13 protein-coding genes and 2 riboswitches are annotated in these 17,543 nt (G+C 65.5%); of the genes, 7 read left to right on the top strand and 6 right to left on the bottom strand.

Annotated features, from left to right (window positions below):
- Positions 1-41: 41 nt before the first annotated feature.
- Complete coding sequence (locus NRG23_RS32030) at positions 42-164, top strand: hypothetical protein (RefSeq protein WP_016705350.1); 123 nt, start codon at positions 42-44, stop codon at positions 162-164.
- Between the two features lie 196 nt (positions 165-360).
- Positions 361-684, top strand: coding sequence for a hypothetical protein (locus NRG23_RS32025; protein WP_009044456.1), 324 nt, complete (start codon positions 361-363; stop codon positions 682-684).
- A 57-nt stretch (positions 685-741) separates the two neighbouring features.
- On the opposite strand, the gene NRG23_RS32020 is transcribed toward NRG23_RS32025, so the two are convergent.
- From NRG23_RS32020 to cobW, 4 genes are all read right to left on the bottom strand, one after another.
- The gene (locus NRG23_RS32020; RefSeq protein WP_306674797.1) at positions 742-1,344 is read right to left on the bottom strand and encodes a VWA domain-containing protein; all 603 of its coding nucleotides are present in this window, start codon (positions 1,342-1,344) and stop codon (positions 742-744) included.
- A 53-nt stretch (positions 1,345-1,397) separates the two neighbouring features.
- Positions 1,398-2,405 (bottom strand): ATP-binding protein, encoded by a 1,008-nt coding sequence (locus NRG23_RS32015; RefSeq protein ID WP_257373372.1) that lies wholly within the window; start codon positions 2,403-2,405, stop codon positions 1,398-1,400.
- A gap of 132 nt (positions 2,406-2,537) precedes the next feature.
- Positions 2,538-6,311 carry a cobaltochelatase subunit CobN gene (gene cobN, locus NRG23_RS32010; protein ID WP_257373371.1) on the bottom strand — a complete coding sequence of 1,258 codons (3,774 nt, stop codon included), beginning with the start codon at positions 6,309-6,311 and terminating at the stop codon, positions 2,538-2,540.
- A gap of 3 nt (positions 6,312-6,314) precedes the next feature.
- A complete protein-coding gene (gene cobW, locus NRG23_RS32005; protein ID WP_041986100.1) occupies positions 6,315-7,397 on the bottom strand; it encodes a cobalamin biosynthesis protein CobW in 1,083 nt (360 codons plus the stop codon).
- A 95-nt stretch (positions 7,398-7,492) separates the two neighbouring features.
- Positions 7,493-7,700, bottom strand: a riboswitch (cobalamin riboswitch).
- A 239-nt stretch (positions 7,701-7,939) separates the two neighbouring features.
- A riboswitch (cobalamin riboswitch) is annotated at positions 7,940-8,162 on the top strand.
- A gap of 97 nt (positions 8,163-8,259) precedes the next feature.
- Here cobW and NRG23_RS32000 point away from each other — a divergent pair.
- From NRG23_RS32000 to cobM, 4 genes are all read left to right on the top strand, one after another.
- Complete coding sequence (locus NRG23_RS32000) at positions 8,260-8,448, top strand: CbtB-domain containing protein (RefSeq protein ID WP_009049661.1); 189 nt, start codon at positions 8,260-8,262, stop codon at positions 8,446-8,448.
- An 11-nt stretch (positions 8,449-8,459) separates the two neighbouring features.
- On the top strand, positions 8,460-9,167 hold the full coding sequence (locus tag NRG23_RS31995; protein ID WP_028682873.1) for a CbtA family protein: 708 nt from the start codon (positions 8,460-8,462) through the stop codon (positions 9,165-9,167).
- On the top strand, positions 9,164-9,577 hold the full coding sequence (locus NRG23_RS31990; RefSeq protein ID WP_257373369.1) for a cobalamin biosynthesis protein: 414 nt from the start codon (positions 9,164-9,166) through the stop codon (positions 9,575-9,577). The genes NRG23_RS31995 and NRG23_RS31990 overlap by 4 nt, the downstream gene beginning before the upstream one ends.
- Before the next feature lie 81 nt (positions 9,578-9,658).
- Positions 9,659-10,405, top strand: coding sequence for a precorrin-4 C(11)-methyltransferase (gene cobM, locus NRG23_RS31985; RefSeq protein WP_016705356.1), 747 nt, complete (start codon positions 9,659-9,661; stop codon positions 10,403-10,405).
- 164 nt (positions 10,406-10,569) lie between these two features.
- Here the strand turns inward: cobM and nfuA are convergent, their stop codons facing one another.
- Both nfuA and NRG23_RS31975 read right to left on the bottom strand, forming a co-directional pair.
- A complete protein-coding gene (nfuA, locus tag NRG23_RS31980; protein ID WP_009049665.1) occupies positions 10,570-11,154 on the bottom strand; it encodes a Fe-S biogenesis protein NfuA in 585 nt (194 codons plus the stop codon).
- Between the two features lie 204 nt (positions 11,155-11,358).
- Positions 11,359-13,650: a fatty acid cis/trans isomerase gene (locus tag NRG23_RS31975; protein WP_009049666.1), complete on the bottom strand. Its 2,292-nt coding sequence runs from the start codon at positions 13,648-13,650 to the stop codon at positions 11,359-11,361.
- Between the two features lie 156 nt (positions 13,651-13,806).
- On the opposite strand from NRG23_RS31975, the gene metH reads away from it, so the two are divergent.
- On the top strand, positions 13,807-17,517 hold the full coding sequence (metH, locus tag NRG23_RS31970) for a methionine synthase (protein ID WP_101282781.1): 3,711 nt from the start codon (positions 13,807-13,809) through the stop codon (positions 17,515-17,517).
- The last annotated feature ends 26 nt before the right edge of the window (positions 17,518-17,543 follow it).

Raw genomic sequence — 17,543 nt, 5'->3', positions numbered from 1 at the left:
GGTGGCCATGACCAGGCCCCATAACCATCGTCCGCCTGCAAATGCATCGCCTGAGTCGCGGGCGGGCGCGCAAACTTCAAGTACGCCCCTGGCAGGTGTTGCTGCTCGACCAGTTGAACAGCAGCGGGCGCACGCGCCAGTACCGACAGGAAATGGCCTGGTAATAGCCGATGCAAGGGTGCAAGCGAGGGGACGCTCTCGAGTGAAAGGACGGGGCACCCGAGCAAACGCATCCGTCCGTCGGCTGGTAATGCTCAATTCGCGCAGCGGATCGCAAAAAACCAGCAGCGCAGCCAGCAAAAAAATACGCCGCTGCTAGGATTCTTGGCGGACCTCCCCCCTAATAATAAGGAGTAACACATGAGAGTCGTCCCCCTTGCCCTGGCTTGCGCCCTCACCCTCGGACTCGCCGGTTGCAACTCCATTGCCGGCAAGACCAATACCCTGAGCGATGAACAGATCAAATCCCAGACCAGCGGCGCCCTGGGTTATGCGCCCTCGGACGTCAGCATCGTCAGCCGTCGCACCGAAGGCACCAACACCTACGTGGCCTTGAAAACCAACGACAACAAGGAGTTCAACTGCATCATCAACGGCGGCAACCTGCTCACACTGGGCATGACCAACCCGCCTTCCTGCGCCAGGAAAGGCGAAGCCATCCGTTCCGCTCCTTTCGGCGGCTGAAACGCTGATCCGGGGGCAGTCGTCGACCGGCTCATGGCCGGACTGCCCTCACCCCCATCACACCCCATCGATATGCCGGTACTGCGCATCCAGTTGCTGCGCCAGCTCGCGAGCGCGGCCGAGGCGGATCGGCCCGCGTTCGATATCGATCAACAGGGTCGGGCAACCCAGGCGCTCCAAGGGCGGCAGGGTCTTGAGCCGGCCGTCGGTGAGCAACAGTACCCGCTGCTGTTCGGCCGGATAGCGCTTCTGCCGCGAAACCAGCCATTGCCCCGCCTCGGCCAAGGCCGCCAGCAACGGTGTGCCGCCGCCCGCGCCCAGCCCGTCGAGCCAGTCGCGCAAATCCTTCGAGGCCTTCAGCCCCTGCACCTGCCAGTTCGGCGCGCGGCCGCTGGCGGTCAGCAAGGCCAGGCGTGCGCGCTGTCGGTAGGCATCGTCGAACAGCTGGGCCAGCAGGCCCTTGGCATCGCTCAGCGCCTGATGGCGGCGGGTCGAGGCCGATGCATCGACGATTACCAGCCACAGTTCATGGGGCGAACGGCCACGCAGGTGCCACAACAGGTCGTCGCGCTGGCAGGGCCGGCCGTTGAGCAAGGTGCCCGGCCAGTTGATCGAGCCCTGGACGGCCGCCCGCGCGCGGCCTTGCCTGCCCTTGTCCAACCGCCCGGCGCGGGGTTTGGCATTCGCCCCCGCGTCGGACCGGGGGCGAATGCCTAGGGCTTTTTTGGCCAGCTCGGCACTTCACGGCGAGCGCCGGTGGCCAGCGCCTGGGCCGGCAGCTCGCCCCATTGGCCCTGGCCCTCGGCGGGGCTGGATTGGGCCGGGGCTGGTGCTTGAGAGGGCTGCGGCTGATGGGCCGCGCTCGGCGGGTTGTCACGACGGCGGTGGCGCAGGGCGAATTCGGCCACCGCGTCTATGTCCTGCTCCTCGATGGCCCGGGCACCGCGCCAGGCCGCATGGGCGCGGGCGGCACGCAGCCAGACCAGGTCCGCGCGCAGGCCGTCGACGCCCGCGGCGAAACAGCGTTCGGTGATCCGCTCCAGCGCTTGATCGTCCAGGGCAATCTCCGCCAGCAACCCCCGCGCCTGCTGGCAGCGCTGGCGCAGGGCCTCCTGCTCGGCAGCCCACTGCTGGCAGAAGCCCTGGGGATCACTGTCGAAATCCAACCGCCGGCGAATGATCTGGCTCCGCTCAGTGGGCGGCGTCTGGCCGCTCAGGGCGACATTCAGGCCAAAGCGGTCCAGCAGTTGTGGACGCAGTTCGCCCTCTTCCGGGTTCATGGTGCCGATCAGCACGAACCTGGCCGAATGCCGGTGGGAAATACCGTCGCGCTCGATCAGGTTGGTGCCGCTGGCGGCCACGTCCAGCAGCAGGTCCACCAGATGGTCCGGCAGCAGGTTCACCTCGTCGACATAGAGCACCCCGCCATCGGCCTTTGCCAGCACCCCCGGGGAAAACTGCGCCCGGCCTTCGCCCAGGGCCGCGTCCAGGTCCAGGGTGCCGACCAGGCGTTCCTCGGTCGCGCCCAGGGGCAAGGTGACGAACTGCCCGCTCGCCAGCAGGTCCGCCAGGCCGCGGGCCAGGGTCGACTTGGCCATGCCCCGCGGCCCCTCGATCAACACCCCGCCGATTTTCGGGTCGATGGCCGTCAGGCACAGCGCCAGTTTCAGGTCATCGGCGCCGACCACGGCGGACAGCGGGAAATGTGGGGTATCGCTCATGTCGGTTCTCGGTTGGGTCGAGTCGGGTGTCGTTGGCCAGATCGTTATCGCGAGCAAGCTCGCTCCTACAGGTAATCACGCTTCTGTAGGAGCGAGGCTTGCCCGCGATCGAGGACGCGGTCCTCGGGCACGTCAGCCATCTTCTTCTATATCCAGCAGCAGGTTTTCCAGGGCCTCGCGGTACTCACCGGGCTCCTGCCACATCCCGCGCTGCTGGGCCTCGAGCAGGCGCTCGGTCATATCGCGTAACGCATGGGGGTTGTGCTGCTGGATGAATTCGCGGGTCGCCGGGTCCAGCAGATAGGCGTCGGCCAGCAAGGCGTACTGGTGATCGTCGATCAACTGGGTGGTGGCGTCGAAGGCGAACAGATTATCCAGGGTGGCGGCCATTTCAAAGGCGCCCTTGTAGCCGTGGCGCTTCACCCCTGCGATCCATTTCGGGTTGGCCGCGCGGGAGCGGATCACCCGGTTCAGCTCTTCCTTGAGGCTACGGATTTTCGGCAGGTCCGGCTGGCTGTGGTCACCGTGGTAGCTGGCGGCCTTAGCGCCACTGAGGCTTTCCACGGCGGCGAGCATGCCGCCCTGGAACTGGTAGTAGTCGTTGGAATCCAGCAGATCGTGTTCGCGATTGTCCTGGTTCTGCAGCACCGCCTGCACCTGGCTCAGGCGCTGGGCGAACTGGCCACGGGCCGCGGTGCCTTCATCGGCGCCGCCATAGGCGTAGCCGCCCCAGTTCAGGTAGACCTCGGCCAGGTCCTCGCGGCTCTGCCACAGGCGACCGTCGATAGCCCCCTGCACACCCGCGCCATAGGCCCCGGGCTTGGCGCCGAAGATCCGCCAGCCGGCCTGGCGCTGCGCGGCCTCGGCATCGAGACCAGACTGCAGCAGCGCTTCACGCTCGGCGCGGACCTTGGCCGCCAGCGGGTTGAGGTCGTCCGGCTCGTCCAGCGCGGCCACCGCCTGCACGGCGGCGTCGAACAGGCGGATCAGGTTGGCGAAGGCATCGCGGAAGAACCCGGACACCCGCAACGTCACATCCACCCGTGGGCGGTCCAGCAGGCTCAACGGCAGGATCTCGAAGTCATCGACCCGCTGGCTGCCGGTGGCCCACACCGGACGCACGCCCATCAGCGCCATGGCCTGGGCGATATCGTCGCCGCCGGTGCGCATGGTCGCCGTGCCCCACACCGACAGGCCGAGCTGGCGCAGGTGGTCGCCATGGTCCTGCAGGTGCCGTTCGAGGATCAGGTTGGCCGACTGGAAACCGATGCGCCAGGCGGTGGTGGTCGGCAGGTTACGCACGTCCACCGAATAGAAATTGCGCCCGGTGGGCAGCACATCCAGGCGCCCGCGACTCGGTGCGCCACTGGGCCCGGCCGGTACGAAACGCCCGCCCAGGGCATCCAGCAAGCCGCCCATCTCCGCCGGGCCGCAGGCATCCAGGCGCGGCGCCACCACCTCGCGCAGGCTGTCGATGATCGCCTTGACCTCGCTCCAGGCGGGCTCGTTCAGTTGCTCGACCTCACCGGCCAAGGCCGCTTCTATCAAGCGCCCGGCGAACAGCTCCAGGCGTTCGCGGGCATCGCCGGCGGTGCGCCACAGCTGCTCGCTGATGTCCTGCAAGACCTGTGGCCGGCGACCGCTCCAAGGCTCGGCCAAGGCGCAATCCAGTGGATCGAACCCCAGCTCGAAGGCCTTGGCCAGGGCCCGCAACAGGCTCGACTGCGCGCCCCGGCCATCGCCACGAGGAATGCGCAGCAAGGCCAGCAAGGTGTCGATGCGCAGGCGGCCCACCGGCGATTCGCCGAACACATGCAGGCCGTCGCGGATCTGCGACTCCTTCAGGTCGCACAGGTAGGTATCCAGGCGCGGCAACCAGAGCGCCGCGTCGGCCTCGCTGTCGAGCTGCCCATCCAGTTGCAGTTCGCGGTCGAGCCGGGTCACCCGCACCAGCTTGAGAATGTCCTTCTGCAGCTCGCAGGCGCGGCGCGGGTCAAGCAGTTGCGCTTCGTAGTACTCGTCGGCCAGCAGTTCCAGGTCGCGCAGCGGGCCGTAGGTTTCGGCGCGGGTCAGCGGCGGCATCAGGTGATCGATGATCACCGCCTGGGTCCGGCGCTTGGCCTGGGCGCCCTCGCCCGGGTCGTTGACGATAAACGGATAGATATTCGGCAGCGGCCCCAGCAGCACATCCGGCCAGCAGCTTTCGGACAGGCCGACGCCCTTGCCCGGCAGCCATTCCAGGTTGCCGTGCTTGCCGACATGGATCAGCCCGTGGGCGCCGTAGGTCTGGCGCAGCCAGAAGTAGAACGCCAGGTACGCGTGGGGCGGCACCAGGTCCGGGTCGTGATAGACCGCGCTCGGGTCGACCTGATAGCCACGTGCTGGCTGGATGCCGACGAAGGTCAGGCCAAAACGCAGGCCGGCAATCATCAGCCGCCCGCTGCGGAACATCGGGTCGTTTTGTGGCCCGCCCCAGCGTTCGAGCACCGCCCGGCGATTGGCTTCGGGCAGCGCGTCGAACATGGCCTGGTACTCGTCCAGCGCCAGGCTTTGCTGGCACGGGCGCAGGTCGAGGCTGTCCAGGTCGTTGCTGACCCCGCCCAGCAGTTGCTGGATCAGCGCCGTGCCGCTGTCCGGCAACTCGGCCGGCAGCGGGTAACCCTCGGCTTGCAGGGCGCGCAGGATATTCAGCGCCGCCGCCGGCGTGTCCAGGCCCACGCCGTTGCCGATGCGGCCGTCGCGGGTCGGGTAGTTGGCAAGAATCAGCGCGATGCGTTTTTCGCCATTGGCCAGCCGGGCCAGATCGACCCAACGCCGCGCCAGTTCGGCGACAAAATCCATGCGCTCGGGGGCCGAGCGGTAGCAGACCACGTCCGACTGGCTGCGCTCGCTGCGCCAGGCCAGGTCCTTGAAGCTGATGGGCCGGCTGATGATGCGCCCGTCCAGTTCCGGCAAGGCGATGTGCATCGCCAGGTCCCGCGGGCCCAGGCCCTGCTCGCTGGCGCGCCAGCCGGGTTCGTTGTCCTGGGCGCAGATGGCCTGGATCACCGGGATATTGCGGCGGAACGGCCGCAGGTGCGGCGCCTCCGGGCTGGACTGGGCAAAGCCGGTGGTGTTGAGAATCACCGCCGCCTGCACTTCATCCAGCAGCTCCTCGACTACCGTCAGGCAACCGGGTTCTTTCAGGCTGGCCAGGGCGATCGGCAGCGGGTTCAGGCCCGCCGCCTGCAAGCGCCGGCAGAACTCATCGATAAAGGCGGTGTTGGCCGCCTGCAAATGCGAGCGGTAGAACAGCAGCGCCGCCACCGGCTGGCCGGCCCGCCAGTCGGCTTGCCAGTCGCTGAGGGCGGCGCTGCTTCTGTGCGGGTGGTAGATCGCCGTGCGCGGCAGGGTCTGCGGCTCGGACCAGTAATAATCGCGCCCCAACCAGCCACTGGCCAGGCAGCGGTACAGGTTCAGCGCATTGCCCATGCCGCCCTGGCGCAGGAAGTGCCAGAGGCGCTCGCGGTCGGCGGCGGGCACCGTGCTCAGGTCGCTCAGTTCCGGGTCCGGGCGATCGTCGCCCGGCACCAGGATCAACTGCACGCCGCGTTGCGCCAGCTGCACCAGTTGCTCGATGCCATAACGCCAATAGGCGATGCCACCGTGCAGGGAAATCAGGATCACCTTGGCGTGGCGCAGCACCTGGTCGACATACAGGTCGACCGAGGCATGGTTCTGCACCTGCATCGGGTTGGCCAGGCGAAAGCTCGGGTAGTCTTCCGGCAGTTGCTGCGCCGCTTCGGCCAGCAGCGCCAGGCTGGAGTCGCCGCTGCACAGGATCACCAGCTCGGCGGGGGTTTGTCCCAGGTCGGCAATATTGTCATCCGACACGAAACCGCCGGGCTGGGTCCTGAGCAGGTGCATGGCTTACACGCTGAGCGCGGCGCGCAATTGCGCTTCGAGCAGGGTCGCGTCCAGTTCCTGGCCGATCAGCACCAGGCGCGTGGTGCGGGCTTCATCGGCGCCCCACTGGCGGTCGAAGTGCTTGTCGAAGCGCGTGCCCACACCCTGGATCAACAGGCGCATCGGCTTGTTGGGGATCGCCGCGAAACCCTTGACCCGCAGGATGCCGTGCTGCACCACCAATTGGGTCAGGGCGTCCAGCAGCAGGCTTTCGTCGGCCTGTGGCAGCTCGATGGAGATGGAATCGAAGGCGTCGTGATCGTGGTCGTCATGCTCCCCCTCAACAGCAGCGTCACCGTTATGGTGGTGATCGTGGTGGCTGTGGCGGCCGTCGATGTGTTCTTCCGAACCCTTGCCCAGGCCCAGCAGCACGTCCAGCGGCAGGCGACCGCTGCTGGCTTCGATGACTTTCACCGCCGGCGGTAGTTCCTCGGCGACTTCCAGGCGCACCTTGGCCAGGTCTTCCGGGCTGATCAGGTCGGCCTTGTTGAGGATCACCAGGTCGGCGCTGGACAGTTGGTCGGCGAACAGCTCGTGCAGCGGCGACTCGTGGTCGAGGTTTGGGTCGAGCTTGCGCTGGGCGTCCACCTGGTCCGGGAAGGCAGCGAAGGTGCCGGCGGCCACGGCCGGGCTGTCGACCACGGTGATCACTGCGTCGACGGTGCAGGCGCTGCGGATTTCCGGCCACTGGAAAGCCTGGACCAAAGGTTTGGGCAGGGCCAGGCCGGAGGTTTCGATGAGGATATGGTCGAGGTCGCCGCGACGGGCCACCAACTCGCGCATCACCGGGAAGAACTCTTCCTGCACGGTGCAGCACAGGCAGCCGTTGGCCAGCTCGTAGACGCGGCCGCTGGCCTCTTCCTCGGTACAACCGATGGCGCACTGTTTGAGGATCTCGCCGTCAATGCCCAGCTCGCCGAACTCGTTGACGATCACCGCGATGCGGCGGCCCTGGGCGTTGTCCAGCATATGCCGCAGCAAAGTGGTTTTGCCCGAGCCGAGGAAGCCGGTAACGATGGTGACGGGAAGTTTGGCCAGTGTTTTCATCGGATGCCCTTTGGCAAGGTGGCGGGCATACGGGACGAGAACCGCGCAGGCAGGTGCACGGAAGAGTTCGCCACCGGATCACCCCGCCCGGTTGTAGTGAAAATCGAGTCCGAGGCAGGTCTCCTGGCTGGCGGTGTGCCGGTCGTTGGACTGGCGAACGATGCGCCTTCCCGCCGCCTGGCAGTGGCCTTGCATCGTTCATCACCGGTTACAGTTGCGGGGGCAGCCGCGGCTTGGACCGCGTTCCCTTCTTAGGTTCTGTACGACAAGTGGCTGCGCTCGGCCATGCTGCGTTAAAAACAGGCTCGGAATGCTCATGTAGGCCCCTACACTCCGCTTCCTCGCCTGTTTTTGCCTTGCCTGACCTTCGCTCGCCGACTTTTCGTACAGAACCTAGCTTCGGCAGACGCCGAAGAACCTCGAGAGCGCAAGGCTACGCAGAGCTTGGGGGGCGGTCAATGTTCATGCGGCGCGAAGACAGGCCAATCGCGATCGAAAACGAGAACCCTTGCCAATTGACGCCCCTCCCTCGCCCATGCTCTCCTACACAACTTGTTACGGGTGCCCTTCACAGGGTGAAACGGGAAACCGGTGCGTCACAGGCCAACAGCCTTGATCAGTCCGGTGCTGCCCCCGCAACGGTAAGCGAGCGAAGAATCAGATCCACTGTGCCAGCAGTCCGGCATGGGAAGGCGATTCTTGCAGGCGTGGCGCAAGCCCAGCCCCTCGCGAGCCCGGAGACCGGCCCGCTACACAGTCATAACAAACCCGCGGTGGGCGGGCGCTGTTAATTCCCCGCGAGCCCGTCTTGCGGGGTCTTGCTGCGCTCGATTCACCCGCTGACACACCAGAGGGAAGCGCCATGTCGATCATCAGCAGCACCAGCCACTCCACCAGCAGCACCGCCACCCTGAGCCAACGCCTGGTCGCCGCCATCGGCGCCTCGATCCTCGGTGCGTGTCTTGTGTATTTCGCCGGTTTCTCCCATATCGAAGCGGTGCACAACGCCGCCCACGATACCCGTCACAGCGCCGCCTTCCCTTGCCACTGAGACCTGCCGAGATGATCAAGCGTATCGCGCAAACCGCGGGGTTCACCGGGTTGCTGGCGGCCCTGTTGCTGACCCTGCTGCAAAGCTTTTGGGTCGCGCCGCTGATCCTGGAGGCGGAAACCTACGAGAAGGCCCCGGCCGCCCAGCACGAAGACGTGCATGAACACGCCGCCGGCACCGCCGCCCACAGCCATGACGCCGAAGCCTGGGAGCCGGAAGACGGTTGGCAGCGCGTGCTGTCCACCACCGGCGGCAACCTGGTGGTCGCCGTGGGCTTCGCCCTGATGCTCGCCGGCCTCTACACCCTGCGTGCGCCGAACCGTACTTCCCAGGGCCTGCTCTGGGGCCTGGCCGGTTACGCGACCTTCTGCCTGGCGCCGACCCTCGGCCTGCCGCCCGAACTGCCGGGCACCGCCGCCGCGGACCTGGGGCAACGGCAGATCTGGTGGGTCGGCACCGCCGCCTCCACCGCGGTCGGCATTGCCCTGGTCGTCTTCGCGCGCCACTGGTTGCTGAAAGTGCTGGGCGTGGCCATCCTCGCCGTGCCGCACCTCATCGGCGCGCCACAGCCGGAAGTGCATTCGATGCTCGCGCCGCAAGCACTGGAAGCGCAGTTCAAGATCGCTTCGCAACTGACCAACGCCGCGTTCTGGCTGGCCCTGGGCCTGATCAGCGCCTGGCTGTTCCGCCGCAAGAGCGACGATCAGTACTCGGCATGACGGCTGCCAGCACAGCGCCGACCCTGGTGGTCGGCCTGGGCTGCCAGCGGGGCTGCCCGGTGGAGACCTTGCGTGCCCTGCTCGACCAGACCCTGAGCGCCCACCGCATCGACCTCGGGCAGATCAAGGCGCTGGCCAGCATCGACCTGAAACGCGAGGAACCCGGGCTGCTGGCCCTGGCCGCGCAACTGGGCCTGCCCCTGACCTGTTTCAGCAGCCGCCAGTTGACGCCTTATGCGCCGCAACTCAGCCATCGTTCAGAGATCGCCTACGAGCACACCGGCTGCTACGGGGTCGCCGAAAGTGCCGCCCTGGCCCTGGCCGAACAGCTGGCCCGAAGCCCGGCAAAGCTGCTGGTCACGCGGCAGAAATATGCCCAGGCGACCCTCGCCTTGGCCTGCTCCGGGTAAATCTTCGATAATCCCCGCCGCTGATCATGAGCAATCTTCATCTGTGAGGTTGCCTCGCCCCTTTTTTCACAGGAGAACGCCATGACCGTCTTTTTTATCGGCGCAGGTCCCGGCGACCCGGAACTGATCACCGTCAAGGGCCAACGGCTGATCCACAGCTGCCCGGTCATCATCTATGCCGGCTCCCTGGTGCCCGAAGCCGTGCTCCAGGGTCATAGTGCCGAACAGCTGGTCAACAGCGCCGAATTGCATCTGGAACAGATCATCGAATTGATCAAGGACGCCCATGCCAAAGGCCAGGACGTGGCCCGGGTGCATTCCGGCGACCCGAGCCTGTACGGTGCCATCGGCGAACAGATTCGCTGCCTGCGCGAGCTGGGCATCCCCTTCGAAATCATCCCCGGCGTGACCGCCACCGCGGCCTGCGCGGCCTTGCTGGGGGCCGAACTGACCCTGCCGGACGTCGCCCAGAGCGTGATCCTGACCCGCTATGCCGACAAGACCTCGATGCCCGCCGGTGAGTCATTCGCCAGCCTGGCCGCCCACGGCACCACCATGGCAGTACACCTGGGGGTCAACCATCTGCAGAAAATCGTCGCCGAGCTGCTGCCCCATTACGGCGCCGACTGCCCGATTGCCGTGGTACACCGGGCGACCTGGCCGGATCAGGACTGGGTGCTGGGCACGCTGGCGGACATTGCCGAAAAGGTCCAGGCCAAGGGGTTTCGGCGCACGGCGCTGATCCTGGTGGGCCGGGTGCTGGCCACGGACAGCTTCAGCGAGTCGTCGTTGTATCGCGCTGGGCATGCGCATTTGTATCGGCCTTGAGGCCTTATCGCGAGCAAGCTCGCTCCTACAAAAGCATGCGCATTCCTCTGTAGGAGCGAAGCTTGCCCGCGATCCAGGCGCCGCGGAGCAACTGGGGCCACATACATCCGGGCATAAAAAAACGGCGCTCACGGGGCGCCGTTTTTTTGTTCGCAGCGAACGCCTTAGTAGTAGGCGTTTTCTTTCTGCGTGTGGTCGGTGACGTCACGTACACCCTTGAGCTCGGGAATGCGCTCGAGCAGAGTGCGCTCGATGCCTTCCTTCAAGGTCACGTCGGCCTGGCCGCAGCCTTGGCAACCACCACCGAACTGCAGCACGGCGATGCCGTCCTCGACCACATCGATCAGGCTGACCTGGCCGCCGTGGCTGGCCAGCCCCGGGTTGATCTCGGTTTGCAGGTAGTAGTTGATGCGCTCGTTGATCGGGCTGTCGGCGTTGACCATCGGTACCTTGGCGTTGGGCGCCTTGATGGTCAGCTGGCCGCCCATGCGGTCGGTGGCGTAGTCGACCACCGCGTCATCGAGGAAACCTTCGCTGAAGGCGTCGATGTAGGCGGTGAAGCTCTTCAGCCCCAGGGCTTTGTCTTCGGGTTTTTCTTCACCCGGCTTGCAATAGGCGATGCAGGTCTCGGCGTACTGAGTCCCTGGCTGGGTGATAAAGATGCGGATGCCAATGCCCGGGGTGTTCTGCTTGGAGAGCAGATCAGCCAGATAATCGTGGGCGGCGTCGGTAATGGTAATAGCGGTCATGGAAATTCCTCGCAGGCGTGGGCGCAGTTTACGCCAATCGGCGTGCCGGACAAAGTCCTAGTATTTTTGTCGGGATAGACCTTGGTCGATAGGCCCGCGCTGCGTGGTCAACGCAACGCCTGGGATTTTTTTGCAAGGCTTTTCCGGGATGGGCCGGGCCGGAACCTGAGGGCTCCGACCCGGAATTTCAAGGGCTTGGCGCCGTCAGAGGTTCTCGTAGCGGTTCATGTCCAGTACGCCCGCCTCTTTCGGATCGGTTTCCAGGATGTATTGGGTCTGGTCATGGAAGTACTGCCAGAACTGCGGATGGCTGCGACGGATCCCCCAGCGCTCGACGATTTTCTCGAAACGATGGGCGTCCTTGGCGTTTTCCATCTCGGCCACGAACGCCGGCACTTGCTCGGCAGGAATATTGAACATGAAGTTCGGGTAGCTGCTGAGCACGCCCGGGTAGATGGTCAGGGTGTCCAGGCCCGGCTGGTAGCGCAGCGACTCGCCCAGCAGGAACGCCACGTTACTGTGGGCACGGTTGCGCAGCATGCTGTAGAACACCCGCTTGCCGCTCGGCGCCTGGATGCGCAGCATGGTGGCCTCCGGCAACAGGTCGATGACCCGCATGCCGGCCGCCGGCCGCGAAACCAGGCCGCTGAGGGCCTGTTCGGCATTCTGCAGCGCCGGGTCGATGTTCGGGCGCGAGCAGTAGGCGCCGTCGCAGCGGTTGATCGGATCGGGCCGCGCATTGAGGTCGCCGTAGCGGCTCAACAGCTGGTTGGCGAAGTCGCGTTTCGGGTCCTTCTCGTCCAGGACCAGGGCACTGGCCTTGTCGTCGTCGATGGACTCGTAGTCCAGCCACATCTTGAATTTGCCGCTGTTCTGGTACCAATCGTCGAGGAAGTCCTCGCGGGTGCCGGCGGGCATCAGGCGCAGGAAGTTCTGCTCGGCGCCGTTGCGGATCAGGTCGAAGTACAGCCGGGTCTGCGCCTGGTGCGAGACGTTGCCGAACACGTCGAAGTTGACCGCCAGCTGGTAGTAGGTGCGCTCCAGCAGCGGGTAGTCGAACAGCCACATGGTCTGCGGCACCTCGCCGATCAGGCCCTTGGTCACCGAGGCGCTGTCGAAGTGACGGAAGATGCTCAGCAGCGCGTTGTCGTTGCCCGCCCACAGGGTCGACCAGCTCGGCGCCGGGGCATTGGCGTAGGAGTCGCGGCGCAGGATCTCGTATTCGTTGCGTTTGTCGCGATAGGCCAGCCACAGGCTCAGCACGCTGCCGACGTCATCGTTCTGCCCAGGCATGGCCAGCAGCGGCGTGGCCTGGCCGCGGTAGGCCGGGTCGGTGATGTAGAGGTCGTGTTCCGGGGCCTGGAACAGCGCCCAGAAGTTGTCGCGGATCACATCGGTGGCGATCTGCCCGCGGCACACCGGGCCGCGGATAAAGGTGCGCACGAAGTACTCGGCGTTATCCAGCATGAACTGGTAGCGGGCCTTGGCCGGAATCGCCTCGAAGGTCTCGAACGGGTTGGCGCGGCGGCCCGGGCCATAACCCGGCAGCGCGCTGACCTGATAATCGCCGCTGTAGAACAGGGTCTTGACCCGCGCCATCTTCGCCGCGCTCAGCGGGTAGGTGATGTGGGTCTTGTGCACGATCACCCCTTGCACCGGCCACAGGCGGTAATACACCTGGGTGCCCGGGTCGTCGTTGGGTCGGCGGGTGTTGATCAGGTCGATCGGCTGGCCACTCGGCGTGCGCGAGCGCACCCACTGGAAGAAATGCCCCGGCTCGCCGCCCTCGAAATAGATATGGGCGAGGAACCAGTGCTCGAACAGCCAGCGGGCCACCAGGCTTTCCCGGGCGCCCGGGGCATTGAGCAGGTTTTCCCACTGCAGCACCTGCATCGCTTCCTTGGCGCTCGGCGCCAGGCCCTGTTCGTCGATCGGCGCCCCGGAGGCCAGCCAGCGTTGCAGGGTCTGGTATTGCTGATCGGTCAGGCCGGTCACCGCCAGCGGCATGCCTTCGCGCGGATGGGCCTTGGCATAACCATCGAATTCGGCCGGTTGCGCGCACATGTTCTCGCGGTTCAGGCCCAGGACAATGTCCTCCGGCAGCTTGGCGTTGGGTTGCAACGGCGTCTTGTGGCCCAGCTCGAGCATGCGCGCCATCAGCGCCGCCTGGCTGCCCTGGGCATCGAGCACCGAGTAGAAGCCCATACCCTGCCAGGCGTGCTTGCCGGAAGCGTCATAGAACAAGCGGGTCGGCGTCTGTGCCTTGCTGCGTTCGCCGTCGTAGACCGGGATCTTCGAGGCGCCGCGGGCCGCGCCCTCGCCGCTGCCCAGGTTGAGCTGGCAGGCCGAGTCGTAGCAGGCATGGCAGGCCACGCATTTCTCGGTGAAGATCGGCTGGATATCGCGGGTGTAGGAGATCGCTGGCGCGGGACCCTGGGCGCTGGCGAACGAACTTAAAAGCAGCAGCACACTGCCGATGACAACGCGGTAAGACATATCCCTGGTCCAATCCATAAGAAAATCCGGCGATTCTACCGGGCCAGCACCGCCACCAACATGAGCGATATTCATGCAAAACCGCCGCATGCTCTAAAAGCGCACAGGTTTGCTATGATCCTCGCCCTTCGTAATGGCCCTTCCAGGTAGTCTTTCATGTCCGATCGCAGCACGCGCCTCCAAGCCCTTCAGCAAGCCCTCAAAGAGCGCATCCTGATTCTCGACGGCGGCATGGGCACCATGATCCAGAGCTACAAGCTCGAGGAGCAGGACTACCGTGGCAAACGCTTCGCCGACTGGCCGAGCGACGTCAAGGGCAACAACGACCTGCTGGTGCTGACCCGTCCGGACGTGATCGGCGGCATCGAGAAGGCCTACCTGGATGCCGGCGCCGACATCCTCGAAACCAACACCTTCAACGCCACGCAGATTTCCATGGCCGACTACGGCATGGAAGCGCTGGTCTACGAGCTCAACGTCGAAGGCGCGCGCCTGGCGCGCAAGGTCGCCGATGCCAAGACCCTGGAAACCCCGGACAAGCCGCGCTTCGTCGCCGGCGTCCTGGGCCCGACCAGCCGCACCTGCTCGCTGTCGCCGGACGTCAACAACCCCGGCTACCGCAACGTCACCTTCGACGAACTGGTGGAGAACTATACCGAGGCCACCAAGGGCCTGATCGAGGGCGGCGCCGACCTGATCCTGATCGAGACCATCTTCGACACTCTCAACGCCAAGGCGGCGATCTTCGCCGTGCAGGGCGTGTTCGAAGAGCTGGGCCTGGAACTGCCGATCATGATCTCCGGCACCATCACCGATGCCTCGGGCCGCACCCTGTCCGGGCAGACTACCGAAGCCTTCTGGAACTCGGTGGCCCACGCCAAGCCGATCTCCGTCGGCCTGAACTGCGCCCTCGGCGCCAGCGAACTGCGCCCCTACCTGGAAGAGCTGTCGAATAAGGCCAGCACCCACGTCTCCGCGCACCCCAACGCCGGCCTGCCCAACGAATTCGGCGAGTACGACGAACTGCCGGTACAAACCGCCAAGGTCATCGAAGAATTCGCCCAGAGCGGCTTCCTGAACATCGTCGGCGGCTGCTGCGGCACCACCCCGGGGCATATCGAGGCCATCGCCAAGGCCGTCGCTGGTTATGCGCCGCGGCAGATCCCGGACATCCCCAAGGCCTGCCGCCTGTCGGGCCTGGAGCCGTTCACCATCGATCGCCAGTCGTTGTTCGTCAACGTCGGCGAGCGCACCAACATCACCGGTTCCGCCAAGTTCGCCCGCCTGATCCGTGAAGAGAACTACACCGAGGCCCTGGAAGTCGCCCTGCAGCAGGTCGAAGCCGGCGCCCAGGTGATCGACATCAACATGGACGAAGGCATGCTGGACTCGAAGAAGGCCATGGTGACCTTCCTCAACCTGATCGCCGGCGAGCCGGACATCTCGCGCGTGCCGATCATGATCGACTCCTCCAAGTGGGAAGTGATCGAAGCCGGCCTCAAGTGCATCCAGGGCAAGGGCATCGTCAACTCCATCAGCATGAAGGAAGGCGTCGAGCAGTTCATTCATCACGCCAAGCTGTGCAAGCGCTACGGCGCCGCCGTGGTGGTGATGGCCTTCGACGAAGCCGGCCAGGCCGACACCGAGGCGCGCAAGAAGGAAATCTGCAAACGCTCCTACGACATCCTGGTCAACGACGTCGGCTTCCCGCCGGAAGACATCATCTTCGACCCGAACATCTTCGCCGTGGCCACCGGCATCGAGGAGCACAACAACTACGCGGTGGACTTCATCAACGCCTGCGCCTACATCCGCGACGAGTTGCCCTACGCGCTGAGTTCCGGCGGGGTGTCCAACGTGTCGTTCTCCTTCCGCGGCAACAACCCGGTGCGCGAGGCGATCCACTCGGTGTTCCTGCTGTATGCGATCCGCAACGGCCTGACCATGGGTATCGTCAACGCCGGCCAGCTGGAGATCTACGACCAGATCCCGCAGGAGCTGCGCGACGCCGTGGAGGACGTGATCCTCAACCGCACCCCGGAAGGCACCGACGCCCTCCTCGCCATCGCCGACAAGTACAAGGGCGACGGCAGCGTCAAGGAAGCCGAGACCGAAGAGTGGCGCAACTGGGACGTCAACAAGCGCCTGGAACACGCCCTGGTCAAGGGCATCACCACGCACATTGTCGAAGACACCGAAGAGTCGCGGCTGTCCTTCGCCCGCCCGATCGAAGTGATCGAAGGCCCGCTGATGGCCGGCATGAACATCGTCGGCGACCTGTTCGGCGCCGGCAAAATGTTCCTGCCCCAGGTGGTGAAGTCCGCCCGGGTAATGAAACAGGCGGTGGCCCACCTGATTCCCTTTATCGAGCTGGAAAAAGGCGACAAGCCGCAAGCCAAGGGCAAGATCCTCATGGCCACGGTCAAGGGCGACGTGCACGACATCGGCAAGAACATCGTCGGCGTGGTCCTGGGCTGTAACGGCTACGACATCGTCGACCTCGGCGTGATGGTGCCGGCGGAGAAGATCCTGCAGGTGGCCAAGGAACAGAAATGCGACATCATCGGCCTGTCCGGCCTGATCACCCCGTCGCTCGACGAGATGGTCCACGTCGCCCGGGAAATGCAGCGCCAGGACTTCCACCTGCCGCTGATGATCGGTGGCGCTACCACCTCCAAGGCGCACACGGCGGTGAAGATCGAGCCCAAGTACAGCAATGACGCGGTGGTCTACGTCACCGACGCCTCGCGCGCCGTGGGCGTGGCCACCCAACTGCTGTCCAAGGAACTCAAGGCCGGTTTCGTCGAACGCACCCGCGAAGAGTACGTGGAAGTCCGCGAGCGCACCGCCAACCGCAGCGCCCGCACCGAGCGCCTGAGCTACCCGGCGGCCGTGGCCAAGAAGCCGCAGTTCGACTGGAGCAGCTACCAGCCGACCGTGCCGACCTTCACCGGCGCCAAGGTGCTGGACAATATCGACCTGCGGGTCCTGGCCGAATACATCGACTGGACGCCGTTCTTCATCTCCTGGGACCTGGCCGGCAAGTTCCCGCGCATCCTCCAGGACGAAGTGGTGGGTGAAGCCGCCACCGCGCTGTACAAGGACGCCCGGGAAATGCTCGACAAGCTGATCGACGAGAAGCTGATCAGCGCCCGCGCGGTGTTCGGCTTCTGGCCGGCCAACCAGGTGCAGGACGACGACCTGGAAGTCTATGGCGACGACGGCCAGCCCTTGGCCAGGCTGCACCACCTGCGCCAGCAGACCATCAAGACCGACGGCAAGCCGAACTTCTCCCTGGCCGACTTCGTCGCGCCCAAGGACAGCGGCGTGACCGACTACGTCGGTGGCTTCATCACCACCGCCGGCATCGGCGCCGAAGAAGTGGCCAAGGCCTATCAGGACAAGGGCGACGACTACAACTCGATCATGGTCAAGGCCCTGGCCGACCGCCTGGCCGAGGCTTGCGCCGAGTGGCTGCACCAGCAGGTGCGCAAAGACTACTGGGGCTACGCCAAGGACGAACAGCTGGACAACGAGGCGCTGATCAAGGAGCAGTACAGCGGTATCCGCCCTGCCCCGGGTTATCCGGCCTGCCCGGACCATACCGAGAAGAGCACCCTGTTCGCCCTGCTCGACCCCGAGGCATCCGAAGGCAAGGCCGGGCGCAGCGGCGTTTTCCTCACCGAACACTTCGCCATGTTCCCGGCGGCGGCGGTCAGCGGCTGGTACTTCGCCCATCCGCAGGCGCAGTACTTCGCCGTGGGCAAGATCGACAAGGACCAGGTCAACAGCTACAGCGCGCGCAAAGGCCAGGACCTGGCCGTGACCGAGCGCTGGCTGGCGCCGAACCTGGGCTACGACAACTAACAGCTACGCGCCCCCACTGTAGGAGC

This window comes from Pseudomonas sp. T8 (assembly GCF_024610635.1).
In the GTDB taxonomy this organism is placed as follows: Bacteria; Pseudomonadota; Gammaproteobacteria; order Pseudomonadales; family Pseudomonadaceae; genus Aquipseudomonas; species Aquipseudomonas chlororaphis_I.
This window is presented reverse-complemented; position numbering and strand designations above follow the sequence as displayed.

What these genes read in the sequence shown, in the direction of transcription:
- NRG23_RS32030 (WP_016705350.1), top strand. Translation starts at nt 42, where the DNA reads ATGCATCGCCTGAGTCGCGGGCGGGCGCGCAAACTTCAAGTACGCCCC.
- NRG23_RS32025 (WP_009044456.1), top strand. Translation starts at nt 361, where the DNA reads ATGAGAGTCGTCCCCCTTGCCCTGGCTTGCGCCCTCACCCTCGGACTC.
- NRG23_RS32015 (WP_257373372.1), bottom strand. Translation starts at nt 2,405, where the DNA reads ATGAGCGATACCCCACATTTCCCGCTGTCCGCCGTGGTCGGCGCCGAT.
- cobN (WP_257373371.1), bottom strand. Translation starts at nt 6,311, where the DNA reads ATGCACCTGCTCAGGACCCAGCCCGGCGGTTTCGTGTCGGATGACAAT.
- cobW (WP_041986100.1), bottom strand. Translation starts at nt 7,397, where the DNA reads ATGAAAACACTGGCCAAACTTCCCGTCACCATCGTTACCGGCTTCCTC.
- NRG23_RS32000 (WP_009049661.1), top strand. Translation starts at nt 8,260, where the DNA reads ATGTCGATCATCAGCAGCACCAGCCACTCCACCAGCAGCACCGCCACC.
- NRG23_RS31995 (WP_028682873.1), top strand. Translation starts at nt 8,460, where the DNA reads ATGATCAAGCGTATCGCGCAAACCGCGGGGTTCACCGGGTTGCTGGCG.
- NRG23_RS31990 (WP_257373369.1), top strand. Translation starts at nt 9,164, where the DNA reads ATGACGGCTGCCAGCACAGCGCCGACCCTGGTGGTCGGCCTGGGCTGC.
- cobM (WP_016705356.1), top strand. Translation starts at nt 9,659, where the DNA reads ATGACCGTCTTTTTTATCGGCGCAGGTCCCGGCGACCCGGAACTGATC.
- nfuA (WP_009049665.1), bottom strand. Translation starts at nt 11,154, where the DNA reads ATGACCGCTATTACCATTACCGACGCCGCCCACGATTATCTGGCTGAT.
- NRG23_RS31975 (WP_009049666.1), bottom strand. Translation starts at nt 13,650, where the DNA reads ATGTCTTACCGCGTTGTCATCGGCAGTGTGCTGCTGCTTTTAAGTTCG.
- metH (WP_101282781.1), top strand. Translation starts at nt 13,807, where the DNA reads ATGTCCGATCGCAGCACGCGCCTCCAAGCCCTTCAGCAAGCCCTCAAA.